Below are 21,335 nucleotides of genomic sequence, written 5' to 3'. Positions count from 1 at the left end.
CGCGGGGTGGAGCAGCCCGGTAGCTCGTCAGGCTCATAACCTGAAGGCCGCAGGTTCAAATCCTGCCCCCGCAACCATCTTTAACGAAATCTCATCCAACGCCTCAGCTTCACCGCTCAAGGCGTTTTTTGCGTTCAGGGCTTTTGTCGTTTGGTCCGTGTTCAAACAGGATCGTAATGGTATCGGACAGATGTCCATGCATGAGCAGATCGGTAATTCTGGATCGATTGCAGCAGAGGGTGCCGAACACTTGGTAAATCCATGAATTTATCAATATAGAAGAAAGAATAGAATAATTATGCGTCCTCAACTATTTTTTTACTAGAAACCTGATCCATATATCCCTTCCAAAGCAACTCACGATCTGCATCCACTCAACAAGCATTCTCTCACCGCCGTAAAAACAGTTCTGCGCATGCGGGAAAACATTTCCCCATGATTTTCCCGGCCGCCCCTATCAGGTCCAATAACGCAGATGTATGTTTGCGAAGATATATGCATTAACTATTTTCCTGACGACATGAGGCTGAAGATACATGAAGATTTCTGACTGGATGGTGCAATCAGGAGTGGCGTTCGGGACAAGCGGTGCAAGAGGGCTTGTGATGTCCATGACGGATGCTGTCTGCTTTGCTTATACTGTCGGCTATCTGAAATATTTAGAGGCAGTCGGAGAATTCAGCCCCGGAAAACCCGTAGCTATTGCCGGGGACCTGCGTCCGAGCACCCCTCGTATTCTACGGGCATGTGCCGCCGCTATCGTGTGGATGAAGGGCAACCCAGTCAATTGCGGTCTGGTTCCTACACCCGCGTTAAGCTTGTATGCATTTTCGCAGGATATTCCGTCACTTATGGTGACAGGAAGTCATATCCCCAGCGATCGAAACGGTATCAAGTTTAACCGGGCAAAGGGAGAATTTCTCAAAAGCGACGAAACCGGTATGCGCGAACAGGACGTCAGCCTCCCGCACGGATGGTTCGATGACCAAGGTGCTCTGACGGCCGATATCACGCTTCCTTCCCTCACAAACGTTCTGCCGGAATACATTGCACGCTACGTGGAGTTTTTCGGTCCTAAGGCGCTCTCTGGTAAGACGCTTGGGGTTTATCAGCATTCAGCCGTAGGACGGGACGTGCTGGTGTCTGTTATCGAGGCATTGGGAGGAAAGGCTGTCCCTCTGGCACGTTCGGATGTGTTCGTTTCCGTGGATACAGAGGCAGTGCGTCCGGAAGACGTCATTCTCGCACGGGACTGGGCGCAGAATGGTGAATATGACGCTATCCTGACAACAGACGGGGACTCAGACCGTCCTCTCCTCACAGATCAGCATGGACGCTGGCTTCGGGGAGACGTTCTTGGAATCCTCGCGGCACAGAGCCTCGGTGCCGCTTCAGTGACGACACCCGTCAGCAGCAATACAGCCCTCGAAGCTTCGGGAATTGTTCCTTCCGTATGTCGTACCCGGATCGGCTCACCATACGTCGTGACGGGAATGATGGACGCCGTTAAGGCGGGAAACGTTCCGTCTGTCGGTTACGAAGCCAATGGTGGCTTCCTGCTGGCCAGTGATATCAGCCGTCAGGGAAAATTTCTCGCTGCCCTGCCAACCCGGGACGCGGTCTTGCCAATGCTCTGTGTTCTGACCTCTGTTCGGGAGGGGCGGGGCGGTGTGGCGGAACTTCTTGAAACACTCCCGCCGCGTTTTACACAGAGCGATCGTTTGCAAGACATTTCGAGAAAGCAGAGTGAAGAGCGCTTGGCTATGTTGCGTGAGGACGTTGCAGGTGTCAGTGAGAAGCTCGGTTTCGTCGCAGCCTGCGGTCCCGTTGCGAATGTCGATGAAACGGACGGTATCCGCATCACGTTCCATAAGGGCGACATCATCCACCTGCGCCCGTCAGGAAATGCCCCGGAACTGCGGGTATATGTTGAAGCTCCCACCCCTCAGCGGGCCGAAGAACTTCTGAAGCTGGGTATGGCGGCAGTCGGCCGCTGGATGGCATAGCAGCGCCGTATAAGTCCCTGCCTCTAAGGCAGGGACTTCACACAGTGTCAGTTCGGGTTGAATGCTGGCAAGGCAGGCCCGTAAACGGGAGCGGGGCCGTCCATGACAGCGATCTTTCCGCGAACGCCATATGTGTGGGCCGGAAACTGGATCGCACTATACGGGCTGTCGCTCTGGACCCAGTAGTCGCTGCTTGCCTTTCCATCGGACTGACTGACGATCACAAAGGACCCGGCTGTCATGAAAAGTGCACCCGCAGGCTGACCGACCAGGGCATGAAGCCGGATCGGAGGCGTGTGCGGGGGAGCGATTTCAATATGTCCGTCGAAACTCCACAGACCTGAGATGATTGCAGTCATCGCGTTGTAATCCAGACGCGACCCGAGCCAGTCCAGTTCCATGCCGGCTTCGTCATCGACGCCCAGGGTATTATTAAAAACGTTGACATCTTCCAGTGTAATGCGCTCTCCCGCATCCACTGCATTAGGGGTCGTATACAGACCCGTCGCGTTATTGTGGATCTGGACGTGAGAAAGACCAAAAACATAGGCATGACTGCCAAAAGTCAATCCGCGGCGGAATCCGGAAATCGAAACATTTTCCAGCGTCATGGCGGCCGTGCGGATATTATCATCATTCCTGTTATCGAGAACGATCCCATCCGCTTTGGGCTGCCCTGTCAGAACGATGTGGTCGATGCTGCTTGCCGCGGTATCGTAACTTTCAGGCTGCCCCGCACCATCTGACGACACAAGAATTGCAGGCTCACCATCCGGCAGGCCCGAGGCGTCCAGTACGCCGTTGGTCAGCCTCATCGTGAGCGGATTGAGATGCAGGGTATGCGGTATCTTGTAGACCTGTCCCTTAAGATCAATTTCGCAATGAACAGGCCATGCCGGACAGGCTGCAATCATTCGGGCAGGATCTGCTGCATCGGCATGTGAGGCAAAAATGAGGAATACGGCCGGGATCGCATTCGAAACAGCGAAAACTTTGAGAAAATATCCTGTCATAAACCTGCCTCTACAGTTGCTCCGGGAAAGGACCCGGGATGATCAGGAAATATTTTCTCTTGGCGTGTGCCGTGCAATCCGGCGGGCTTCTGTGGAAAAATATCCTGCCAGCCGTCCCTGAAGCGTCCTGAAAAAATATGTCGCCTGATCAGATTTCCGTCGCAGAAGGTTGAGGAATGTTCCTCCCAGCGGGCGGATAAAGAATGTCAGAACCGTTCGCATGGAAGCGTGGTTTTTACGCAGGACATATCCCATCCCGGTCCCGTAATCATAGGCGCGGGCACCATTGATCGTGGCAGACTTGTCCATGTGACGGACCAGCAGGCTGCGATCATGATATCCATGTGCCCCGGCGGACATCAGGCGTAGTGCAAGATCTGGCCCCTCGCAGGAACCGAATGGCGTACAAGGGCCCAGATTTTCATCAAAACCGCCGACCTGCTCGAACAGGTCACGAGGCATGAAGAAATTGAACTCGATCAGGCCTGTCCAGATGCTGTGACGGTCAAGCGGCTGACTTTGTTTCAGCCATCGCCCCATTGCGGTTGGTGCGCCATCCAGGTTCAGTACAGCGCCGGTTATGAAACCCTGATCATCCGTCTTCTGGAAATAGGCATCCACACGTTCGAGAGTGTCCGGTTCATAAATGCAATCATCATCAGGGAAAGCAATAAGTTTCCCCACGGCCTCACGGGCACCCAGATTACACGCATGCCGGGGCTTGCGGACGTCAGAACGGATATGCTTCACGGGCCATTTGCGGCCATATCGTGCAACAATGTCGTCAAAGAGGTCTGTTCCGCTCTGATCAACGAGGATGACCTCGAAGTCACGGAAAGTCTGGCGGTCGAGACCTTGCATGAAGGCTTCGACTTCGACCTGCCGGTTGAGAGTAGGAACAACAAGTGAAAAACGCATGTCAGGATGTTACTTTTGAAATGGTGAGTGTGGCGGCACGTTCAGGAGTGATGCGGTTTCGGACGAGATCGCCTACGCCGATCAGATTTCCCCGCAGACGTCCCCTGCGGTCAATGTAAGGTTCTGGTTTGAAGGATTTGACGGCATTGATGAGCAAATGTCTTCCCGCACTTTTCAGCGCATGTGACCAGGGGTAAGTCCCCTTCCCGGCAAGATAGATGCTATTGATGATCTGGGAATAACCGAGGCGGACGCCTGAATTTTTACCGGTCTTGTTGCCAAGGTGCACGCCCCGGGCGCCATTGACCCTGACAATCCTGCCATGCGGCAGGAGAGAACGGGAAAAATCCATGTCCTCATACCAGGAGTAAAGAGGCAGGTTTTCATCGAAGCGGGTGCCCAGACGCTTTATGGCATTGCAGCGAAACGCCATGTTGCAGCCATAAGTATTGAAGGCGTCTTCAACCTGAGGCCGAAATGTTGTTTCGGCGCTTGCGTTCAGCCGGTTGGCCTCTTCGATTTCCAGACCGGGCCCCTTGGCACCATCGGCCAGAAGATGTCCGGTGGCCCCCAGAACATCCGGATGATCACGAAAAGCCTCGATGATTCTGGAAATATATGTGGGATGCGGAAAGAAATCGTCATCCAGAAAGAGGATGATGTCCTCATCCTTCACACGATCAAGGATAACATTACGCTGGACGGCAGCGCCCATATGGCCGGTGACGAATTCAACGGGCATACTGCCCCAAAGCGCCTGGGGTATCGCAGCAATATCGCCCGGTTTGGCATAGCTGATAATGAGTCTGTAAGGCTGGATCGACTGTTTGGCCAGCTGATCCACAAGTTCGGCCAGAATTGCAGGACGACCCGTAGTCGCGATGCCAACGATGACCCTGGGGCCGGCTGACAGCAAGCCCGTTTCACCGCCCTGTATGAGCGGATCAACAGATTTCTTCGGAAGTAATGAGACAGTTTCAGGTGTCATGGCCTAATCCAGACCGATAGTAACGATGTGTTCGCCATGGTGTTGAGCCAGGGATATCGCGGTATCTCTGGCCGTCGTGGCATGTGTCTTATCCCGATAAACTGCACAGGCATGATCGCTGTTGCGGATCGTCAGATTGTAGCGACTGTTCACGACCGTCACGAAACGGCTGCTCGCAGTCCACAACGCCATGTGACTGAGTGTCCCTGTCGGAGCCGGATCAGAAACGAACAGACGGTTCGATGCTGCATCCGTGATCATACACCATAACTGCGTCGTCACAGGCGAAGGCGCTGAAGCCGTGTCCTCATCGACGCCGGGTTCCTGCGCACTAACCGGCATGATGCTACTGGCTGTGAACAGCATAACCAGCATGTGCAGGATGCGGACGATCTTCAGCATGCGGAGAATTCCTCTCGCATGACATTCAGAAGTTTCCCCGCCGCGATTGACCAGCGATATTGGCGCACCCGCTCCTCGCCCGCATGACGAAGTATTTTGGCAACGCTGGGATTATCAAGAATTTCCAGAACCCGGGCCGTCAGATCGGCCGGCTTGGAACCGTAAAGAGCAGCCTGACCACAAACTTCATGCAACACAGGAATATCACGCGCGACGACGGGGCACCCCGCTTCCATGGCCTCGATCGGCGGGAGACCAAACCCTTCATAAATGGAAGGGAAAACAAAGCAGGCTGCGTCTCTGTAAAGGGCGTGAAGTTCCTCATCCGTCACACGACCGACATACGTGGCGTGCTGCAGATCCGGTATGTCACTCTCAAAAACCCGCTTGTTCATTCCGCCGCTGATGACCAGTTTTACCCCGCGCTGCGGGAGCGTCGACGCCAGATGATCAAGTGCCGCGAAATCCTTGTGGGGAGCCATATTGCCAACAGCCAGCACATATTTCCCTGCTTCCAGGCCATTGCGCTCAAGAATGGTCCTGTCTGCCGGGAGACGCGTGGCGTGTTCCGCCCCCTCGGTGATGACACTGATCCTGGCCGGATCAATCCGCAGATGACTGGCAATGTCACTGCGGGCGAAGTTCGATACCGTGACAATCCGGGTCCTGCCTGAAGCCAGCAACCGGTGCAGCGTTTTGTAGTAGGCACGGAACTGCCGGGAGTAGGACTGGGGCGTAGAAAAGACACCGGCATCATGGATGACGACGATCTGACGGCTGTTTCGCGCTGGCAGGAGAAGGGGCCCGGTATTCCCCAGATTCACGAGCAAGCCATGCCCCGCGGCTCTCGGGAGATCAATCTGCTCCCACAACTGGCCTTGAAAATGACCACAGGGACGGACCGGAAACCCCATATCGACAGGTGTCGACGCAGAAGAAGCAACCCGCGGCGTCAGCAGTTCGGGGCGTGGCAGGTCAACTGGCCAGATTCCCGAAAGTGCGCGGGTAATCTCCGTTGCGAAACGCTGGACTCCACTGAGGGACTGAACGGAAAAACGTCCGTTCAGAGAAATCCGGGGCATGGAAGAAGCAGCCATTATGGTGCAGAGACAAGCTTGCGATAGTAGGCATATTCGCCAATCCGGACACTCTCTTCAGGGTGCAGATTCTCGATATCGACAAACGTCAGAACGGCACCCAGACAGTTTGCGTGATGGGTACGCAGGATTTTCTGTGCCTCAAGAACGGCACTCGCAGACGTATGATGCCACTTGACGGCAAGGATCACGCCTTCAGCGAAAGAAGCCAGAACACCCGCCTCAGGAAAGCTCAGAACTGGCGGGGTATCGATGATGATCTGATCATAATCATCCCGATGCGTCTCCATAAACTGCGCCAGGGCTTCAAAATTCATCACACCGCGTTCGCTGCTCTGACTGGCCACGAAAATATCCATGCCCGGCAACGCCTCGCGGATAAAACCATCAGCAGTTTCCTGCAGCCCGAGTGACAGAAGAACACTTGGACGATGGGCATCGCAATCGATCAGAAGAGCGCGTTTGCCCAGCGCACCCACACTGCTGGCAAGCGAAATGGCAAGTGTGGTTTTGCCTTCACTGCCCATAGCCGAGGTAATGACTGTGGTTTTCGTGCGGATGGAAGGATTGCCGAAGGTCAGGATGGCCCGCATGGAATTGAGCATCCGTCCGTAGAGGGAGTTACTCAAACCCAGTTGCTGCCGCAGGGGGCCTTCGAAACGCGGAAGAGCGCCAAGTCCGAACAGACGGGTCTGCTGCTCAAGCTCGCTCAGGGTCCGCAGCGTGCTACGGGAACGGTCTTTCAGCAGGGCGGCACCGGCTCCAAGTCCCAGAGAAATCAGCAGTAGCAGTACGCCATACTGTTTTTTGGGCGGCCCCGCAGGTCCAAGGGGCTGGTCAGCTGGCGTGATGAGACGTGCTTCCGCCTGCTGTATGGCCGTCTCGGCTGAAATCTGACCAACGCGCGACAGGTAATCCCGATACAGGGTCTGCGCGGCTGTCGCTTCGCCGACAAGCTGTCGCAGGCGGATGTCAGCGTGCTCTTCTTCCGTCGCATTTGCCTGCAGGGTGTTTGTACGCTCTTTCAGAGCGTTGACCCGCTGTTGGGCAGCTTCAGCCTCGTAACGGAGGCTCTGCAGAAGTTTTTGGCCTTCAATGCCAATCTGAGCATCAATTCGCGCTGCTTCGGCACGGGCAGCGATCAGTTCCGGGTTCTGATCGAGAGCTGTAGCGGCCAGCGTCGAGATACGTGCATTGACCCGCGCCTGCTGAAGACGAAGACTCTGGATCAGCGGCGAGCCCGTGATTGCCGTAATGGTGTCGATGTTTCTGTCAGATTCAGCCTGACTGTACATCGCCTGCTTTCGCGCAAGATCAGCTTCCGCTTCGCCAAGTTCACGGTTCATCTGCACGAGACGCACGTCGTTTGTTGTCGCGGGTAGCGCAACACGCCCCTTACGATCCGGATCATTGCCCGTATCGTCTCCAAGCAGGTGCAGATTATGTTCCTGCCTGTAGAGGGAAACGGCCTGCTCCGCCTGGATCGCTCTTTCGCGCAGTGGGGCAATCTGCTCCTCAAGAAGAACGCTTGCATTGCGGGCCGCCTGAATCTTGGCCTGCTGTTCGAAGTCGAGATACGCCCGGACGTAGGCATTGGCGATGGCCGGCGCCAGATCGGGCGTGGCAGACCGTGCAGCAATCCCGAGGATCGCCGAACGCCCGTCATTGCTGATGACCACCTTCTGCATGAGCAGGTCGGAAACCAGCTCTTCATGCTCTTCCTGCGTCAGCGGAGCCGGGGCCTTCTGGAGACCAAGACGCATCTTGAGTTTTGACACAAGCGAGGGACGGAGTGCCTGCTCGTATTCCGGGGTGCCCGCAAGATGCAGTCTTTGCGTCACCATCAGCGCAATTGCTGGGCTCTTGATGATGCGGAGCTGGGTATTGAGCGCGACCAGATCCAGCGCGTGATCAGCATAGGGGCTGAGCTGTGACGGCGAAATCATGCCGCGTGCGCCCACTGCGACTTCGGCAACGGACTGATAGTAGGGTTTCAGGCTCGCAATAGCGGCTGCACCCAGAAGGAACGTGCCTCCTGCAACAGAGCACATCAGAAGCCTGTGCCTTTTGAGGCTTGAAAACAGCTGGCTGAAACCAGCGAATTCCTGCTCGTGGGCAGGCGTTATCTCAATCGGATGCGGGGCATTCAGGTTCATTGCAGCAGAAATCTGACTCATAAATATTAATTTCCGCTTACCGAGCACCACGTCTGAAGAAAACTGCCGGAAGGGTTTTCGCTAGAATGGCAACGTCGTGCCACAGAGTCCAGTTACGAACATACTATCGATCAAGCTGAACACGTTCAGCATAACCCGTGTCGCTTCTGCCACTAACTTGCCACAGGCCGGTAATTCCCGGACGGATAGCCTGATAGTACTCGAAGTTCTCACCATAATGATGGACTTCCGCCTGCACAATCGGACGCGGCCCCACCAGGCTCATGTCCCCTCGAAGCACGTTGAGAAGCTGGGGCAGCTCGTCCAGACTGGTTTTCCGAAGCAGATGCCCAATACGGGTGATCCGAGGGTCATTCCGGAGCTTCTGTGTCTTCTGCCATTCTGCGGCGGCCCCACTATCGGTAGCAAGAAGATGCTTCAGGATCTCATCGGAGTTTTTCGCCATTGTGCGAAATTTCAGGCAATTGAATGTCTGCCCGTTCTGACCGATCCGGCGATGACCATAGATTGGCTGCCCCCCATCCAGAGCGATGAGCACATAGAGGATGACGTAAACAGGGAAAACGAGCGCAAGCAGAACCAGAGCTATTACAAAGTCGAACGTGAATTTGAAAAAGCGCTGAACCGGCTCTTCCAGATTGCTGCGGTACGACAGAATAATAGTGTCATGACTGAAATAGGATGACTGCGTCAGACCATGAGTAGGCATTCCTGAGACCTGCGGAATCAGGGCGAAAGGAATACGCTTGCGGGTCAGTCGTTCGATGAGGTCCCGAGAACATGTGTCGGTCGGGTCAAGGCATAACAGGAACTGGAACCAGCGGGAGAAATTCGTTTCTTCGGAGACCGCAAGGAGGTTAATCGCATCCGCCGGACTGAGGCATTTCGTGATTTCATGGCTGGGGAGAGATTCACTATTCAGGATGCGTTTTGCCTGATCCGTTTCGGCCTCGTCTCCAACCAGCACCGTGGGAATTTGCCATAGGTGGATTGCATGCAGTCCATGACGGCAGACCTGCCGCAACAGTTCACTGCAAAACGGAAAAATGACCCAGGGCAGCAGGAGCGCCATCCGCAGATCGGAAATCTGGAACGCAAATGCCCAGAAGCCCGATGCCAGTAATGCACAGAACGACGCTGCGATCAGACGTCCGAACTCGCTCCAGAACGGGTATCTGTTACGATATTCGCCGCTGACAAACATGTAGAGCAGAACGCCGATACAGATCGGCATAAGATGGCCTGCTGCACGGGATGCATTCAGGTTTGCATCAAGAAACAGCGGCGCGCCGGCTGACAGGTTGTGGACGGATGAAGCAATCCAGCTTCCGGACACGGCCGACAGAAATATAGCCGCGACATCACTTACGAAAAAGACGAGAGGGACCCGACGGGAAAACTCCATAACAAACCGGGACCGCACACCACCAGCCGCAGAAACCATCATCGTATCTGCAGGTGTTTTGAAAGCATCCTGGTTAAAGGAGGGGGATAATCTCATCTGTTCTCCGTGAATGACACGCATGATCGCAGGCGATAGCAGTGTTACTCACGGCCACTTTCCAGACGATATACAACAATAATAATTCTTGTCGCTGACGACGAGTTCTATCTACATGAAAACTGGCGCGCGTCTATATCGGCAGGAGTTAATAAAACGTTATAGCTTCAGCGGATATATACTTCCGAACTGATCCTATAGGAAGGATTTCTGGACAACTGTTTTTCTGATAAGAAATTTCCTTATGTTCTTGTCTCGGGAAAAATCTGGTCTGAGCGTATTGTTCGCTCTGGGAATTGGTGGGGCTCTCCAGTCGCCGCTGTTTCTGGGGAAAGCGGCGTATGCGCAGGTCGTCACACAGAACCTTTCAGCTCTGGGCAGCCCTGAAAGCAGCGCAACCGTGGATGCGTTTCAGTCGGACACAGATCACCGATACGGAGCCCAGGGTCTCAGGTTCGGTCCCTGGGCTGTGAATGGGGAAGCTTCCGAAGGATGGGGGTACACCAACAACGCCGACCAGATCATGGGTGGTGTTCCCAGCGCCGTCAGCCAGACCAAGGCCGATCTGGAAGGATTACTCACACAGAGCCGGCGACAGGTCAGGGTAGGGGCGTCCGTCAACCAGCTCTACTATCCCGAGCGCCAATTACAGGATCAGACCAACTGGTCGGCATTTCTGTCGGGAGATGAGAGGCTGGGCCATGATCGGCTCGAGTATCATCTGAGCCATGAGAAAATGACCCAGATGCCATTTGATCTGGGCGCACTGGCCGCAAACCGGCCCGTTCCCTATTTTGTGCAGGATCTGGCTCTGGACGACCGGATCGAGACGCACGGAAAGCTTTCGATAATTCCGAATTTTGATTTGAAACGCTTTCAGTTCGCAGATCTGGGTGGAAGCGATGCCTACCTGCAGCAGTCTTACCGCAATCGACTCCTGTTCTCCGAAGGGGTCGGGCTGCGCTATTCCCTGGCCGAAGGCAGCGATCTTCTCATGATCGCCCAAGGTGTCGAGATCCGGTATTCGAGCAACCGTTTCAACCTGCCTTCCAGAAATTCCAACGGTTTTTCTGCTCTGGCAGGATACGATTACCAAATTCCTGGCCCGTTCAACGTTCGCGTGCTGGGGGGATATCAGAGCCGTTCCTACGCAGCTTCGGCCTATAAAACCCTAAATACATTCTACGTTGAACTCAGGGGAACATGGACGCCCACGCATCTTACACGGGTTTCTCTGACCGTCTCGCGCGGGATTGCCGATAGCGCTTTCGAAAGTGTGGTCGGCTTTGTTTATACGAACGCTGCACTCGATATCCGCCACGTCTACTCCCGCAACCTCGTACTGCATGCCGGGGCTCAGGTTCAGCAAGGCGGAGCGGGCAGGACGCCAGCCATCTTCGAACATACGCCACTGTATCAGGTCATGACATCCCAGCTGAATTCTGACTTCAGCGTCGGCTTTGACTGGGCGCTGGACCGGAACTTCTCTCTGGGGGTATCGAATATTTACAGAAACGCAAACGCTGTCGGGACGGGGCGATACAGTATCGATACGGCTGTGATAAGCGTGAAATATCAATTATGATAAAGTTCTCATCATGACGGAATTTCTTGGGATGCGCCTTTTACAGAGCCTGCGAAAATATACTCTCCTGTGTGTGACGGGCTGTTGCCTGGCCGCCTGTAGTCCAGGCCGGGGCCTGACACCGGTCCCTGTGTACGATCCGATGCAATACAGACTTGGGACGGATGATGAAGTCCGTCTGATGACGTATGGTCAGGATCAGTTGACTTCTGATTTCCGCATCGACAGCGCAGGCAATATTGATGTGCCACTTCTGGGAAACGTACACGCGTCAGGATTGACGACCCGCGAGCTTGGACAGTCTCTTACGGCATCACTTCGGCAGAAAGCCATTCTTCGTGACGCGAAAATTGCGGTGCAGGTCACAGCCTACCGCCTCATCTCGGTCATCGGAGAGGTCGAGCACCCTGGTCAGTATGCGTACCAGCCGGGTATGACGCTGCTTTCAGCTGTCGCAGCGGCAGGAGGATTCACGTACCGGTCATGGGAACGCTATGCGTATACGATCCGGCAGCAGGGAGGAAGCACCGTCACCGGCCTTCTCTATCCCCAGAATTTTGTTAAGCCCGGAGATGTCATCAAGGTCTATGAACGGCATTTCTGACAGTGCGTCACCTTTTTCCGAAGATGAGCAAGCCGCCAGTCTTTGCGACTGATCAGGAAAAAAGCCAGTAGCCCCCGGCAATCCACATGCAGGCGCCGAGCACTGCTGCCAGACCGATGCCGCTTCCGGCAACTGGGGTAGAAGTCTTTTTTGACGACGGCGCTGCAAAGACATCGTAAGTCCCTGCTGCCAGCGGAACTTTTAAAACCGCAGAATGAGAAAAAATTGACATGAAATCTATCCAGGTTGCGATTGTACACGAGTGGCTGGAAAACTGGGCTGGTTCCGAGCTTGTCATCGAGCAATTAATTAAATGTTACCCGGACGCAAAAATTTTCTCTGTCGTGAACTTTCTTTCCCCAAAAGACCGCGCGCGCCTGGGAAATCGGGAAATTCAAACGTCATTCATTCAAAAACTTCCATTCGCACGCAAGTTTTTCAGGCATTACCTCGGCCTGATGCCTCTGGCGGTCGAGCAGTTTGACCTCAGCGGGTTTGATATTGTTATTTCCAGTCACCATGCCGTGGCAAAGGGTATTATCACCGGACCAGATCAACTCCATGTGTCCTATGTCCATTCACCAATGCGATACGCCTGGGATTTCCAGAATACTTACCTGCGTCAAAGCGGGCTGAACAAAGGACTGCGTGGCCTCTATATCCGCTGGCTTTTCCATCGTCTGCGCAACTGGGATGTGAGGACTGCGGCTGGTGTGGACGCCTTTGTGGCGAATTCGGGTTACATTGCCCGCAGGATCCGCAAGACATGGCGACGGAAAGCCCATGTCATTCCGCCCCCTGTCAATCTGGACCGGTTTTCCGTCAATGGCACAAAAGAAGACTACTACGTCGTTGTGTCACGACTGGTACCCTACAAGCGGATTGACCTGGTGGTCGAAGCGTTCCGCCACATGCCTGACAGGAAGCTGATCGTCATCGGTGGCGGAACCGATGCGGAGCTTGTCCGGCAGAAAGCTGCCGGGGCTTCGAATATCAGCCTCAAAGGACATATCTCCGACGCAGAATTGCAAACGACATTGAGCAATGCCCGGGCCTTCGTTTATGCCGGGGAAGAGGATTTTGGTATCTCCCTCGTCGAAGCCCAGGCAGCGGGAACGCCCGTAATCGCCTACGGACGCGGGGGCGCCTGCGATATTGTCCAGCCTGGAACAACAGGTCTTCTGTTCGAAAGCCAGAGCGTGGAAAGCATCGTCGATGCAGTGCAGTCATTTGAAAAGCATGAAAAGGACATGACGCCCGAACTCTGCCATCAGAATGCGCTCCGGTTTTCGGAAGAACTGTTCCGGTCGCGCTTCACGACGTTTGTTGAACAGCAGTGGCAGGCATTCGGACCTTCCCGAGCAGCCGACAAGGTCTGACATGGGCCTGACTGCGATGGGGCTGATCTTCTGGCCCCTCAGCCTTCTCTTCTTTTTCAGAAAAGATCCGCAGCGACTTCTGGAGCTGACGCTTGTTGGCGGAGTCTTACAGGCTGCCGCCGTTCTGGTGCTGGGCGGCCTGGGCCTGCAGCCCTCCATGGCGCCGGGAATGATGTTCATCGCCTTTATGGGGCTTCAGCTCGTGCTGGGCATCACCTTTCCTGGAGCCATGCGCCAGATAAGGTTTTGTGCGCCGCTGTTTCTTGCCTTTTTGTGGGCAATCCTCGGCTCCATTATCTTTCCGCGCCTGTTTGAAGGAAAAGTCCTCGTCTGGCCCCAGAAGCTGGATGAGATCGCAGTCCGAATGCCGCTTTCCCCGCAACGCGGCAACATGACGCAGGACGCCTATCTCGTGCTCAACCTCGTCATGTTCGTCATGACGGTCTTATTCCTGACGAGACGCGAGGCCGACCCGAGCCGGCTCTACCGGGCCTATCTCATAGGGGCGATGCTCGCCTGCGTTGTCGGGTTCTGGGAGATGGCACACAGGCTGATCGGAAGCATTCCGTTTCCAAAAACCCTTTTCTATTCCAATCCCGGCTGGGCTGTCCTCGATACGCAGATGAGCGGACCAGTGCCACGCATCAACTCCACGTTTACGGAACCTGCGGCCTGCGCAACATTTCTGATCGGGACCCTCTACTCGACGGTCTGGTCGACATTGAGGGGCTATGGCGGATGGCTGACGCGGCTCATGCTGGTCATGAGCGTGCTTTGCCTGCTGATGACGACCTCGACCACAGGCTATATCGCCATGTTGATCGGCCTGATGCTGCTGGTCATCTATGCGCTTGTCAGTCGAAAACGGCAGCTGTTCCGGCGGTTGATGCTGTTCATCGGAGCCGGTGTCCTGTGCATGGGTTTCACGACATTTGCCCTCGCAGCTTTCGCGCCTGACGTCATCAAGGGGGCAGCAGCAGTCCTTCTGGAAACACAGGAAAAGAAGCAGTCCGCGTCTTACGAAGAGCGCACTCAGAAAGACACCGATTCCTACCAGCTCGCTCTGGAAACCTATGGCCTTGGCACCGGCTGGGGCAGTAACCGCTCTTCCAGTCTTCTTCCTGGCTTTTTGTCCACCATTGGTGTGGTGGGAATTCTGGCACTTGTCGTCTGGAACGGACGACTCTTCACGACAATCTTCCGTACTCTCAAAGCAGCAGCAAATGAACAGTCGCTTGATGCATGGATGATCGAGGCCACAGTGACCGCGTTGCTGGGGCGCACAATAGCGACGCTTATTTCCGGTCCCGTTCTGGGAACAATGGATTTCTATGTGCTGCTGGCTGTGCTGGTCTCATCGCTGGTGAGGATTCAGACCAGAAAGGGAAAAACGGGGCGTGCCTGACAGCCCCATGATGTTGATCGGCTTTCTAAGTGATTTCGGGGACGAGAATATTCTGTGGCCCCTGATGGCACTGATCAGTCTGGTCCTCATCCTGCAAGGCCGATACAGGATATTTCTGTACTATTCTGCCCTGGTGCTTCTCGTCTTCGGCGGAACCCTGATTCTCAAGCTCTGTTTCGAGGCCTGCGGACGTCTTCCGGGACAAAGCCTCTACAGTCCCAGCGGACATACGGCCGGCACGACTTTTGTCTATGGCGGGGCGGCAGTGCTTTTCAGCCGATCCCCGCGCACATGTCTTGCTTTGGCGTTTGGGATTGCGCTGTTTGCAGGCTGTGCACGGATCGCCCTTCATGTGCACTCCCCCGCGGAAGTTGCTGTCGGTGCGAGTGTGGGTCTGCTGGGCGTCCTGTTTCTGACACTGGCGAGAAAAAACGAATTACATGCGCCTGAGGCAAGGGCGTGGTTGAACCGGCCCGTCATCTTCCTGATAACCGGCGGTCTGGTTCTGACGATGGTACTGCACGGTCTGCGCTCCCCGGCGGAGGCATGGCTCGAGTATTTTTCGCACCAGTTTGTTGCACCCCTCATGCGGTGTCCTGTAACCCCTCCTGCATTCCAGGAACCACATCATCATGATTTGGGAAAGTAACATGAAAAATTTTCGTGTCCCGTTATTTGGCACCTCTGAAGCGAAACTGAAACACGCACAGAATCTTCTGAAAAACGGGAAGACGAGACGAGGAATAAAACAGCTTCATACCCTGGCGACAGAAGGAAACGCGGAAGCCCAGTTCATGCTGGGAGAACTGTACCTGGCCGACCAGGACGTTCCGATGAACGCAAACGAGGCACTCCGCTGGTTTCGTCAGGCCGCAGCCCAACAGCATGCCAAAGCCTGTCACAGGCTGGGTGTGCTGAGTCACATGGGCTTCAGCTCCTCTGACGGAGAACAGGTCAAAGTCTTCGATATGACCCTAAAACAGGGAGAACCTGACCCTGAAAAGGCCCTGTTCTGGGCCGAGCGGGCAGTGGAAGGCGGCGATTTTGACGGCATGGTTCTGGCGGCACATCTCCTGACGCAGGGGCCGGAAACTCTTCGCGACCCCGCAAAAGGCCGCGAACTTTACCAGCGTGCGGCGGAAGGAGGACATGTCCAGGGATTATACGGCCATGGGGTCGCTCTGCTGAGTGAAGCACAGACCCCAGAAGACCGCAGCAGAGCCGTAGCGTTCATCCAGAAGGCGGCTAAAGGTGGTCTGCCGGATGCCGAATCGATGCTTGGTACAATTCTGGAATACGAAGGCGGGAAAGACGCGCAGGCTTTCAGTCATTTCATGAAGGCCGCAACACAAAACCATTCAGTAGCCCAGATGAAGACAGGAGTTGCCTATTATCAGGGGAGGGGGGTCGAGCGGGATGTGTCGAAAGCCGAAACATGGCTGCGAAAAGCCGCTCAGGCCGGCGAGGTGGAAGCCATCGCACTGGTCGGCGATATCAACCTTCAGGGAGATGGCGTCGCCCCGAATTTCCTTGAAGCCCATTCATGGTACCGCCGGGCCGTCGAAGCCGGACATGTTGGCGCGGCGGTAACGCTCGCCCAACTCTTCTACAATGGAATGGGGTGCGAGGCCGATCACGCGGAAGCAAAGCGGCTTCTTGATTTTGCCGCAGACCGTGGAAGTGAACAGGCAATCAAACTGCGTCAGTTTCTTGATGCCCGCTCCACTCAATCCAAGCCGTAAAACAACGCTACAGACCACACACCAACATTCAGATCTGTGGCTGTGGTTTTCTGAATTTCGACAGGCATTTTCCGACGATCTTGGCCTCAATATCGTCGGCCTTTTTCCCGGTCAGATGCCAGAGTGCAAGAAGAGCAATGATATAAGCGCCTATTCCGGCCCCTCCCAGAATGAACAGCCTCACAAGCCCTGGCCATGTCGAAGGCAGGATATCGTATTTCATGCCCTCTATGACGAGGCAGGATATGATCCCAGCCAGACCGGTACGCCAGTTCTGGAAAAAGATTTCAGTATAGGATGTCTTGATCAGAGATTTGGTCGTCGCAAGGCAAACAATCATCATAATGAATGCCACCCCGATACGGGCCCAGCACGCCCCGATCGCTCCGAAGAAAAATGAGACGCCCGTAATAATGGGGATCTTGAGACAGAACTCAAAAGCATTAAGGCGCATATAAAGATGGTTTTTCTTAAAAGCCATCACCAGAGCCCCGATCCCTTCAGCCAGTCCTGCAATGATTGGAGGAATGGCAAGAAGGGCAATGTAAGTTACCGATTTTTCCCATTTTGGTCCCAGAATCGTATGAACGATTTCATTGGAAAGCGAAGACATTTCAATGAAAATAGGAAGAATGACCATGAAAATGGTGGTGTTCGACAGGCGATAGAGATTTCTGAGCCGATCCAGATTGTCCCGGCTCGCCACGAGAGCCGAAAGGAGGGGGCGACTGAGCGGAACGGCAATGGCCTGAGAAGGAATGGCAACAAGATCGCTTGCTATCGAAAAAGCACCCAGCGTCTGTGCAGAAACAAGACGGCCGAGAATAAGACGGTCATATTGCCAGTTAATGGCGCTGAGAATCTGGGCACCGCTGCTCCAGCCAAGAAAGCTTCGGAAGTCATTCCATCGAGACAGCGTGAAACGTGGCCTATACGCAGATATGACGTAAGAGACGGCCATGGACGCAACAGAGCTGGTAATTGTTGCCGCCGCGATGGCCCAGTATGAGCGTGTTGTAAAAGCGACAAGAACGGCAACGGCCAACGCGCAGCCTTTCCCCAATAGCTCAATGATACATTCGCGCGAAAAATCGAGACGCTTGGCGTAAAGTGCGAGACCCGGACTCTGCATTCCGCGGAAGGCTGGCGCGAGACTGAGCGCGACAAGAAGCGGAAGCAGCCGGAAGTCGTGATAGAAAATCGAGAACGGTACTGAAATAACCAGAATGACGATACAGATGACAAAGCCACGCAGAAAACTCAGCGTAAATGCCGTATCAAGATGGTCTTTATCTATCAGATCCAGAACAACAAGCGCCTGATACAGAGGAAGCTCAAAAACGGCCTCTGCCAGATAGATTATGGACATGGCCAGAGAGACCACCCCGAAATCGGCCGGCCGCAGAAGATGCGTCAGGACGACAAGAGCAATAAAATCCAGAGCGCGGCCTGAAAGCTTGGTCCCAAGCAGAAATGCCGCGCCCCGCGCTGTTTTTGCACCTGTGTCCGTTATGGCCTCATGTTCCGGATTCATAAGGATTTCTGGCTGGGATCTGTCAGTCACGAGGTCAGTTCAGCCCTTCAGCGCGGCCGCGACCGCTTCAAGCGGCTTCAACCCGAAACGGGTTTCGGGTTCCAGAACATTGCCTTCCGCCCACTCATTCCAGGCTTTGAAGAAAATGAAATTATCACTGCCGACCTGCCGGTTCCGCAGCACAGCCTTGCGGACATATTCGCCCAGCAGCTCAGGAGAGTACCCCTCGAACACAACCCCTCTTCGCTTCGAACGCGGGGTATTGTCCCAGCCCGTTGTGATGCAGGGAATGTAAGCCGGAGACGCAGGAAGGTCTTTGAACGCCTGATCGACGACATCCCGGAATGGGTGATGAATCGGCGCATTCATTGCTTTTCGCAGGGAATCAGGCAGCCAGTCAGCCTGCGACGTGCAGGCGAGACGACGCAAGACGCGGCTGATCAACCCCAATGGCCGATGCTCCAGATAATCTCCTGGCCCAAAGGGCATGACCTGGTCGCAACAGGTCAGGAGTTTGTCAGCACCACTATTGGCCATGCCGATGATGTGCAGCCCCGGGAATCCATGCTCAACCGCCAGATTCCGCAGCGCCATGATGTAAGCCGGTGGATCAGGCAGGTCACGCACACCATAGATCGGAAAGACAGGCCGCCCGTTAAAGGTAATGTAGCGCGGATCACGGAAAGCCTCTGTGAGGAATGCAAAATGGGCGCGCATATCCTCATCGCCATTATAGGTCTGCTCCATGAGAACCCGGCCCGGAGCCCCATGCCACACACCTGTCCAGGACTGGTTGGCCCAGCACAGGCAGAAAGGAAAATCAGGCTTCCCCGTCTCCAGAACCTTGTTAAAGGGCTTCTCGAGGATACGTTTTCCGTTTCCGAACCAGTAATGCCAGTAGCAGAATCCCTCGATTCCGTGAGTCCGGGCCATCTGCGCCTGAGCGGCATAAACCTGCTCGTCCAGCAGATCGTAATATCCCAGCTCTCCAGGCACAATCGGCTGAACATGCCCCTTGAAGAGAGGCTTCGCTTTGCGGACGTTCGTCCACTCCGTAAAGCCCTCACCCCACCATTCATCGTTTTCCGGAATCCGATGAAATTGCGGCAGATAAAATGCGATGTTTCTTACTTCGGCGCTCAAGAGGGGTCTCACTGTAATACTGTTTTGCGGGAACGTGGAGAAGTCAGCCAGATTGATTTACGCAGCTCCTGCCTTCAGACGCTACGCCAGATCAATGATCTGACTGTCCCGGGACAGAAGAACGTCAGGCCCCGGAAACCCTGACCGTCCTGTTCCTGCATTCCGGATATGTTGTGAGTGTCATAATCACCGTTTGCCTGTCTGTGCAATTCTTCAGGGCGGATGAATCGCGGTCGAAAAAGCCGATCGTTCCAGGCGATCCCATGCAGCCAGACCTGCGCCATGTATCAGGAAATTTGAAAGAACCGGCACAATCCCCGGGATTTCCGGGGTTTTTCTGGCAATGCTCCGTTTGCTAAAAAAAAACATTTAACGTCTTATTAATGAGAAAATATTTTCGATATGTGCGAATTAATCCGGCATTGACCCGGGATGAGAGTGCGCGGGTTGAATAATTCTGCACTCGAGTTTTGAATATAGAAATATCCGGGTTTCCCTGGAATATAGGATACTTGTTTAATGGCTTCTACTTATTGGACCGGCGGCTCAAACGGCGATTTTTATAATGTTAAGAACTGGTCCACGGGTGCTTCTCCGACCACTTACCATGATGTCGATATTACAGGGACGAGCTCCACTGCCACGGCAGAAGCTGTAGCCGGAACTGCAAGCTCGACGGCTGTTCCCAGCCTCACGATCGGTGATTACGGCACGCTCGACATCACGGCGTCCTCCTGCTCGTCCAGCGAAAGCTCGCCTGTTTTCTCGACGAGTTCTTTCCAGGTGTCGCAGTACGGATCGATCGTCGTTGATACCGGTTCGGCTGTTCAGCTCGGTGACATCAACGTCATGAACGGCACCATGACCATTGAGAACAACCGCAGCAACGTCTTCATGGGCGATGGTGAGCGACTGAACGGTACCGGCACGCTGAACCTTGTCAATTCGACATTCGGCAGCCAGACGGACGGCGTCAACATCGCCAACTCGATGCACATCACCCTGTCCGGTCAGAGCTCCGTCTACACGGGCTTCCTGGCAACGGGCGTTTCTGTTTCCTTCGATCCCAAGTCGAGCGAGCAGTTCTTCCTCAACGGTCAGGACACGACCGTTGGCACAAGCTTCAGCGACGTTTCCGCCAAAACGCAATTCGGTATCACCGCCAACACAGGTGAAACCCCGGTTTCGGCTTCCTACGTCAAGAACGCCGACGGCAGCTACAGCCTCGTTGTCCAGGAAAGCGATAACCACACGCTGACCCTGAGCAATGTCTCGATGGCTTCCGGCTACACACCGGGTACGCTTCAGATCACGCAGGACAAGAGCGGAAATTATCTGATCTCTGATGCCTCGGCCAACAAAGGCAGCTCTGATTCGCATTGTGGCCACTGGGACCACAACGGACATTCCGGCTCGAACGGACAGTCTGGCTGGAACGGTCACGCCGGAAACTCTTCGCACAGTGACCACAATGGCGGTGCTTCCTGCGGGAACCAGAGCAGCCAGAGCGGAAACTGTGGCTGGGGCTTCGGCGGACATGGCGGAAGCGATCTCGCATCCTCCATCCAGAAGATCGTTTCTGCAATGCACGGCGCTTTCTCGTCCTGCAACAGCTGGCAGGCAAGCAGCTGCGGTAGCAGCAGCTGGTTTGGTGGCAGCAGCTTCGGCGGCAGCTACGGCCAGTCGAGCAGCGCATGGGGTTGTTCCACGGCGTCGAGCCACAGTGGTTCGCAGGGCTGCTACTCGTCGAGCACGCAGTCGGCTTCGCACACGCAGACTCCCGTATATCACAACACGTCCCACTGGGGCTGCTGATCGTCTCAGCACCCAGAGTGTTTCTG

18 protein-coding genes and 1 tRNA gene are annotated in these 21,335 nt (G+C 54.8%); 9 read left to right on the top strand and 10 right to left on the bottom strand.

The genetic code is table 11. From position 1 onward, the window contains the following. Together JK202_RS09465 and JK202_RS09460 are read left to right on the top strand one after the other, a co-directional pair. A tRNA-Met gene (locus JK202_RS09465) sits at positions 1 to 77 on the top strand. A gap of 477 nt (positions 78 to 554) precedes the next feature. Further along, positions 555 to 2,006 (top strand): phosphomannomutase, encoded by a 1,452-nt coding sequence (locus JK202_RS09460; protein WP_211560494.1) that lies wholly within the window; start codon positions 555 to 557, stop codon positions 2,004 to 2,006. Positions 2,007 to 2,053: 47 nt separating this feature from the next. Here JK202_RS09460 and JK202_RS09455 read toward each other — a convergent pair whose 3' ends face one another. The 7 genes from JK202_RS09455 to JK202_RS16245 all read right to left on the bottom strand — a co-directional run bounded on the left by JK202_RS09455 (position 2,054) and on the right by JK202_RS16245 (position 10,048). Further along, entirely contained in the window at positions 2,054 to 3,019 is a 966-nt protein-coding gene (locus tag JK202_RS09455) for a hypothetical protein (protein WP_211560466.1), read from the bottom strand. Between the two features lie 42 nt (positions 3,020 to 3,061). Further along, positions 3,062 to 3,937 (bottom strand): glycosyltransferase family 2 protein, encoded by an 876-nt coding sequence (locus JK202_RS09450; protein ID WP_211560464.1) that lies wholly within the window; start codon positions 3,935 to 3,937, stop codon positions 3,062 to 3,064. A 1-nt stretch (position 3,938) separates the two neighbouring features. Continuing rightward, a complete protein-coding gene (locus JK202_RS09445) occupies positions 3,939 to 4,925 on the bottom strand; it encodes a glycosyltransferase family 2 protein (protein ID WP_249199885.1) in 987 nt (328 codons plus the stop codon). Positions 4,926 to 4,928: 3 nt separating this feature from the next. Then, on the bottom strand, positions 4,929 to 5,327 hold the full coding sequence (locus tag JK202_RS09440; protein WP_211560462.1) for a hypothetical protein: 399 nt from the start codon (positions 5,325 to 5,327) through the stop codon (positions 4,929 to 4,931). Then, positions 5,321 to 6,409: a glycosyltransferase family 1 protein gene (locus JK202_RS09435; RefSeq protein WP_211560460.1), complete on the bottom strand. Its 1,089-nt coding sequence runs from the start codon at positions 6,407 to 6,409 to the stop codon at positions 5,321 to 5,323. Before JK202_RS09435 ends, JK202_RS09440 begins: the two co-directional genes overlap by 7 nt. Positions 6,410 to 6,423: 14 nt before the next feature. Then, a complete protein-coding gene (locus JK202_RS09430) occupies positions 6,424 to 8,601 on the bottom strand; it encodes a polysaccharide biosynthesis tyrosine autokinase (protein WP_211560458.1) in 2,178 nt (725 codons plus the stop codon). Positions 8,602 to 8,704: 103 nt separating this feature from the next. Beyond that, on the bottom strand, positions 8,705 to 10,048 hold the full coding sequence (locus tag JK202_RS16245) for a sugar transferase (RefSeq protein WP_249199883.1): 1,344 nt from the start codon (positions 10,046 to 10,048) through the stop codon (positions 8,705 to 8,707). 298 nt (positions 10,049 to 10,346) lie between these two features. Between JK202_RS16245 and JK202_RS09420 the strand changes: the two genes are divergently transcribed. Continuing rightward, entirely contained in the window at positions 10,347 to 11,687 is a 1,341-nt protein-coding gene (locus JK202_RS09420; protein WP_211560456.1) for an outer membrane beta-barrel protein, read from the top strand. A 13-nt stretch (positions 11,688 to 11,700) separates the two neighbouring features. Continuing rightward, positions 11,701 to 12,291: a polysaccharide biosynthesis/export family protein gene (locus JK202_RS09415; protein WP_249199881.1), complete on the top strand. Its 591-nt coding sequence runs from the start codon at positions 11,701 to 11,703 to the stop codon at positions 12,289 to 12,291. 52 nt (positions 12,292 to 12,343) lie between these two features. On the opposite strand, the gene JK202_RS09410 is transcribed toward JK202_RS09415, so the two are convergent. Continuing rightward, positions 12,344 to 12,523, bottom strand: a complete 180-nt coding sequence (locus tag JK202_RS09410; RefSeq protein WP_211560454.1) for a hypothetical protein — start codon at positions 12,521 to 12,523, stop codon at positions 12,344 to 12,346. On the opposite strand from JK202_RS09410, the gene JK202_RS09405 reads away from it, so the two are divergent. Genes JK202_RS09405 through JK202_RS09390 form a run of 4 tightly spaced genes read left to right on the top strand, consistent with a single transcriptional unit; the run spans position 12,522 to position 16,817 of the window. After that, positions 12,522 to 13,670, top strand: a complete 1,149-nt coding sequence (locus tag JK202_RS09405) for a glycosyltransferase (RefSeq protein ID WP_211560452.1) — start codon at positions 12,522 to 12,524, stop codon at positions 13,668 to 13,670. The two genes, JK202_RS09410 and JK202_RS09405, sit on opposite strands and share 2 nt — an antisense overlap. Before the next feature lies 1 nt (position 13,671). Beyond that, positions 13,672 to 15,075 (top strand): O-antigen ligase family protein, encoded by a 1,404-nt coding sequence (locus JK202_RS09400; protein WP_211560450.1) that lies wholly within the window; start codon positions 13,672 to 13,674, stop codon positions 15,073 to 15,075. Beyond that, on the top strand, positions 15,068 to 15,724 hold the full coding sequence (locus tag JK202_RS09395) for a phosphatase PAP2 family protein (RefSeq protein WP_211560448.1): 657 nt from the start codon (positions 15,068 to 15,070) through the stop codon (positions 15,722 to 15,724). Before JK202_RS09400 ends, JK202_RS09395 begins: the two co-directional genes overlap by 8 nt. Then, positions 15,708 to 16,817, top strand: a complete 1,110-nt coding sequence (locus tag JK202_RS09390) for a tetratricopeptide repeat protein (protein WP_349291851.1) — start codon at positions 15,708 to 15,710, stop codon at positions 16,815 to 16,817. Before JK202_RS09395 ends, JK202_RS09390 begins: the two co-directional genes overlap by 17 nt. A gap of 28 nt (positions 16,818 to 16,845) precedes the next feature. Here the strand turns inward: JK202_RS09390 and JK202_RS09385 are convergent, their stop codons facing one another. Next, positions 16,846 to 18,381, bottom strand: coding sequence for an oligosaccharide flippase family protein (locus JK202_RS09385; protein WP_211560444.1), 1,536 nt, complete (start codon positions 18,379 to 18,381; stop codon positions 16,846 to 16,848). Positions 18,382 to 18,390: 9 nt separating this feature from the next. Further along, positions 18,391 to 19,494, bottom strand: coding sequence for a glycoside hydrolase family 99-like domain-containing protein (locus tag JK202_RS09380; protein WP_211560442.1), 1,104 nt, complete (start codon positions 19,492 to 19,494; stop codon positions 18,391 to 18,393). A gap of 519 nt (positions 19,495 to 20,013) precedes the next feature. On the opposite strand from JK202_RS09380, the gene JK202_RS09375 reads away from it, so the two are divergent. After that, positions 20,014 to 21,309 carry a hypothetical protein gene (locus JK202_RS09375; RefSeq protein WP_211560440.1) on the top strand — a complete coding sequence of 432 codons (1,296 nt, stop codon included), beginning with the start codon at positions 20,014 to 20,016 and terminating at the stop codon, positions 21,307 to 21,309. Positions 21,310 to 21,335 lie beyond the last annotated feature (26 nt).

This window comes from Gluconobacter sp. Dm-62, from assembly GCF_018256155.1.
Classification (GTDB): Bacteria; Pseudomonadota; Alphaproteobacteria; order Acetobacterales; family Acetobacteraceae; genus Gluconobacter.
The sequence above is the reverse complement of the archived record's forward strand: the minus strand, read 5'-3'. Positions and strand labels throughout refer to the sequence as shown.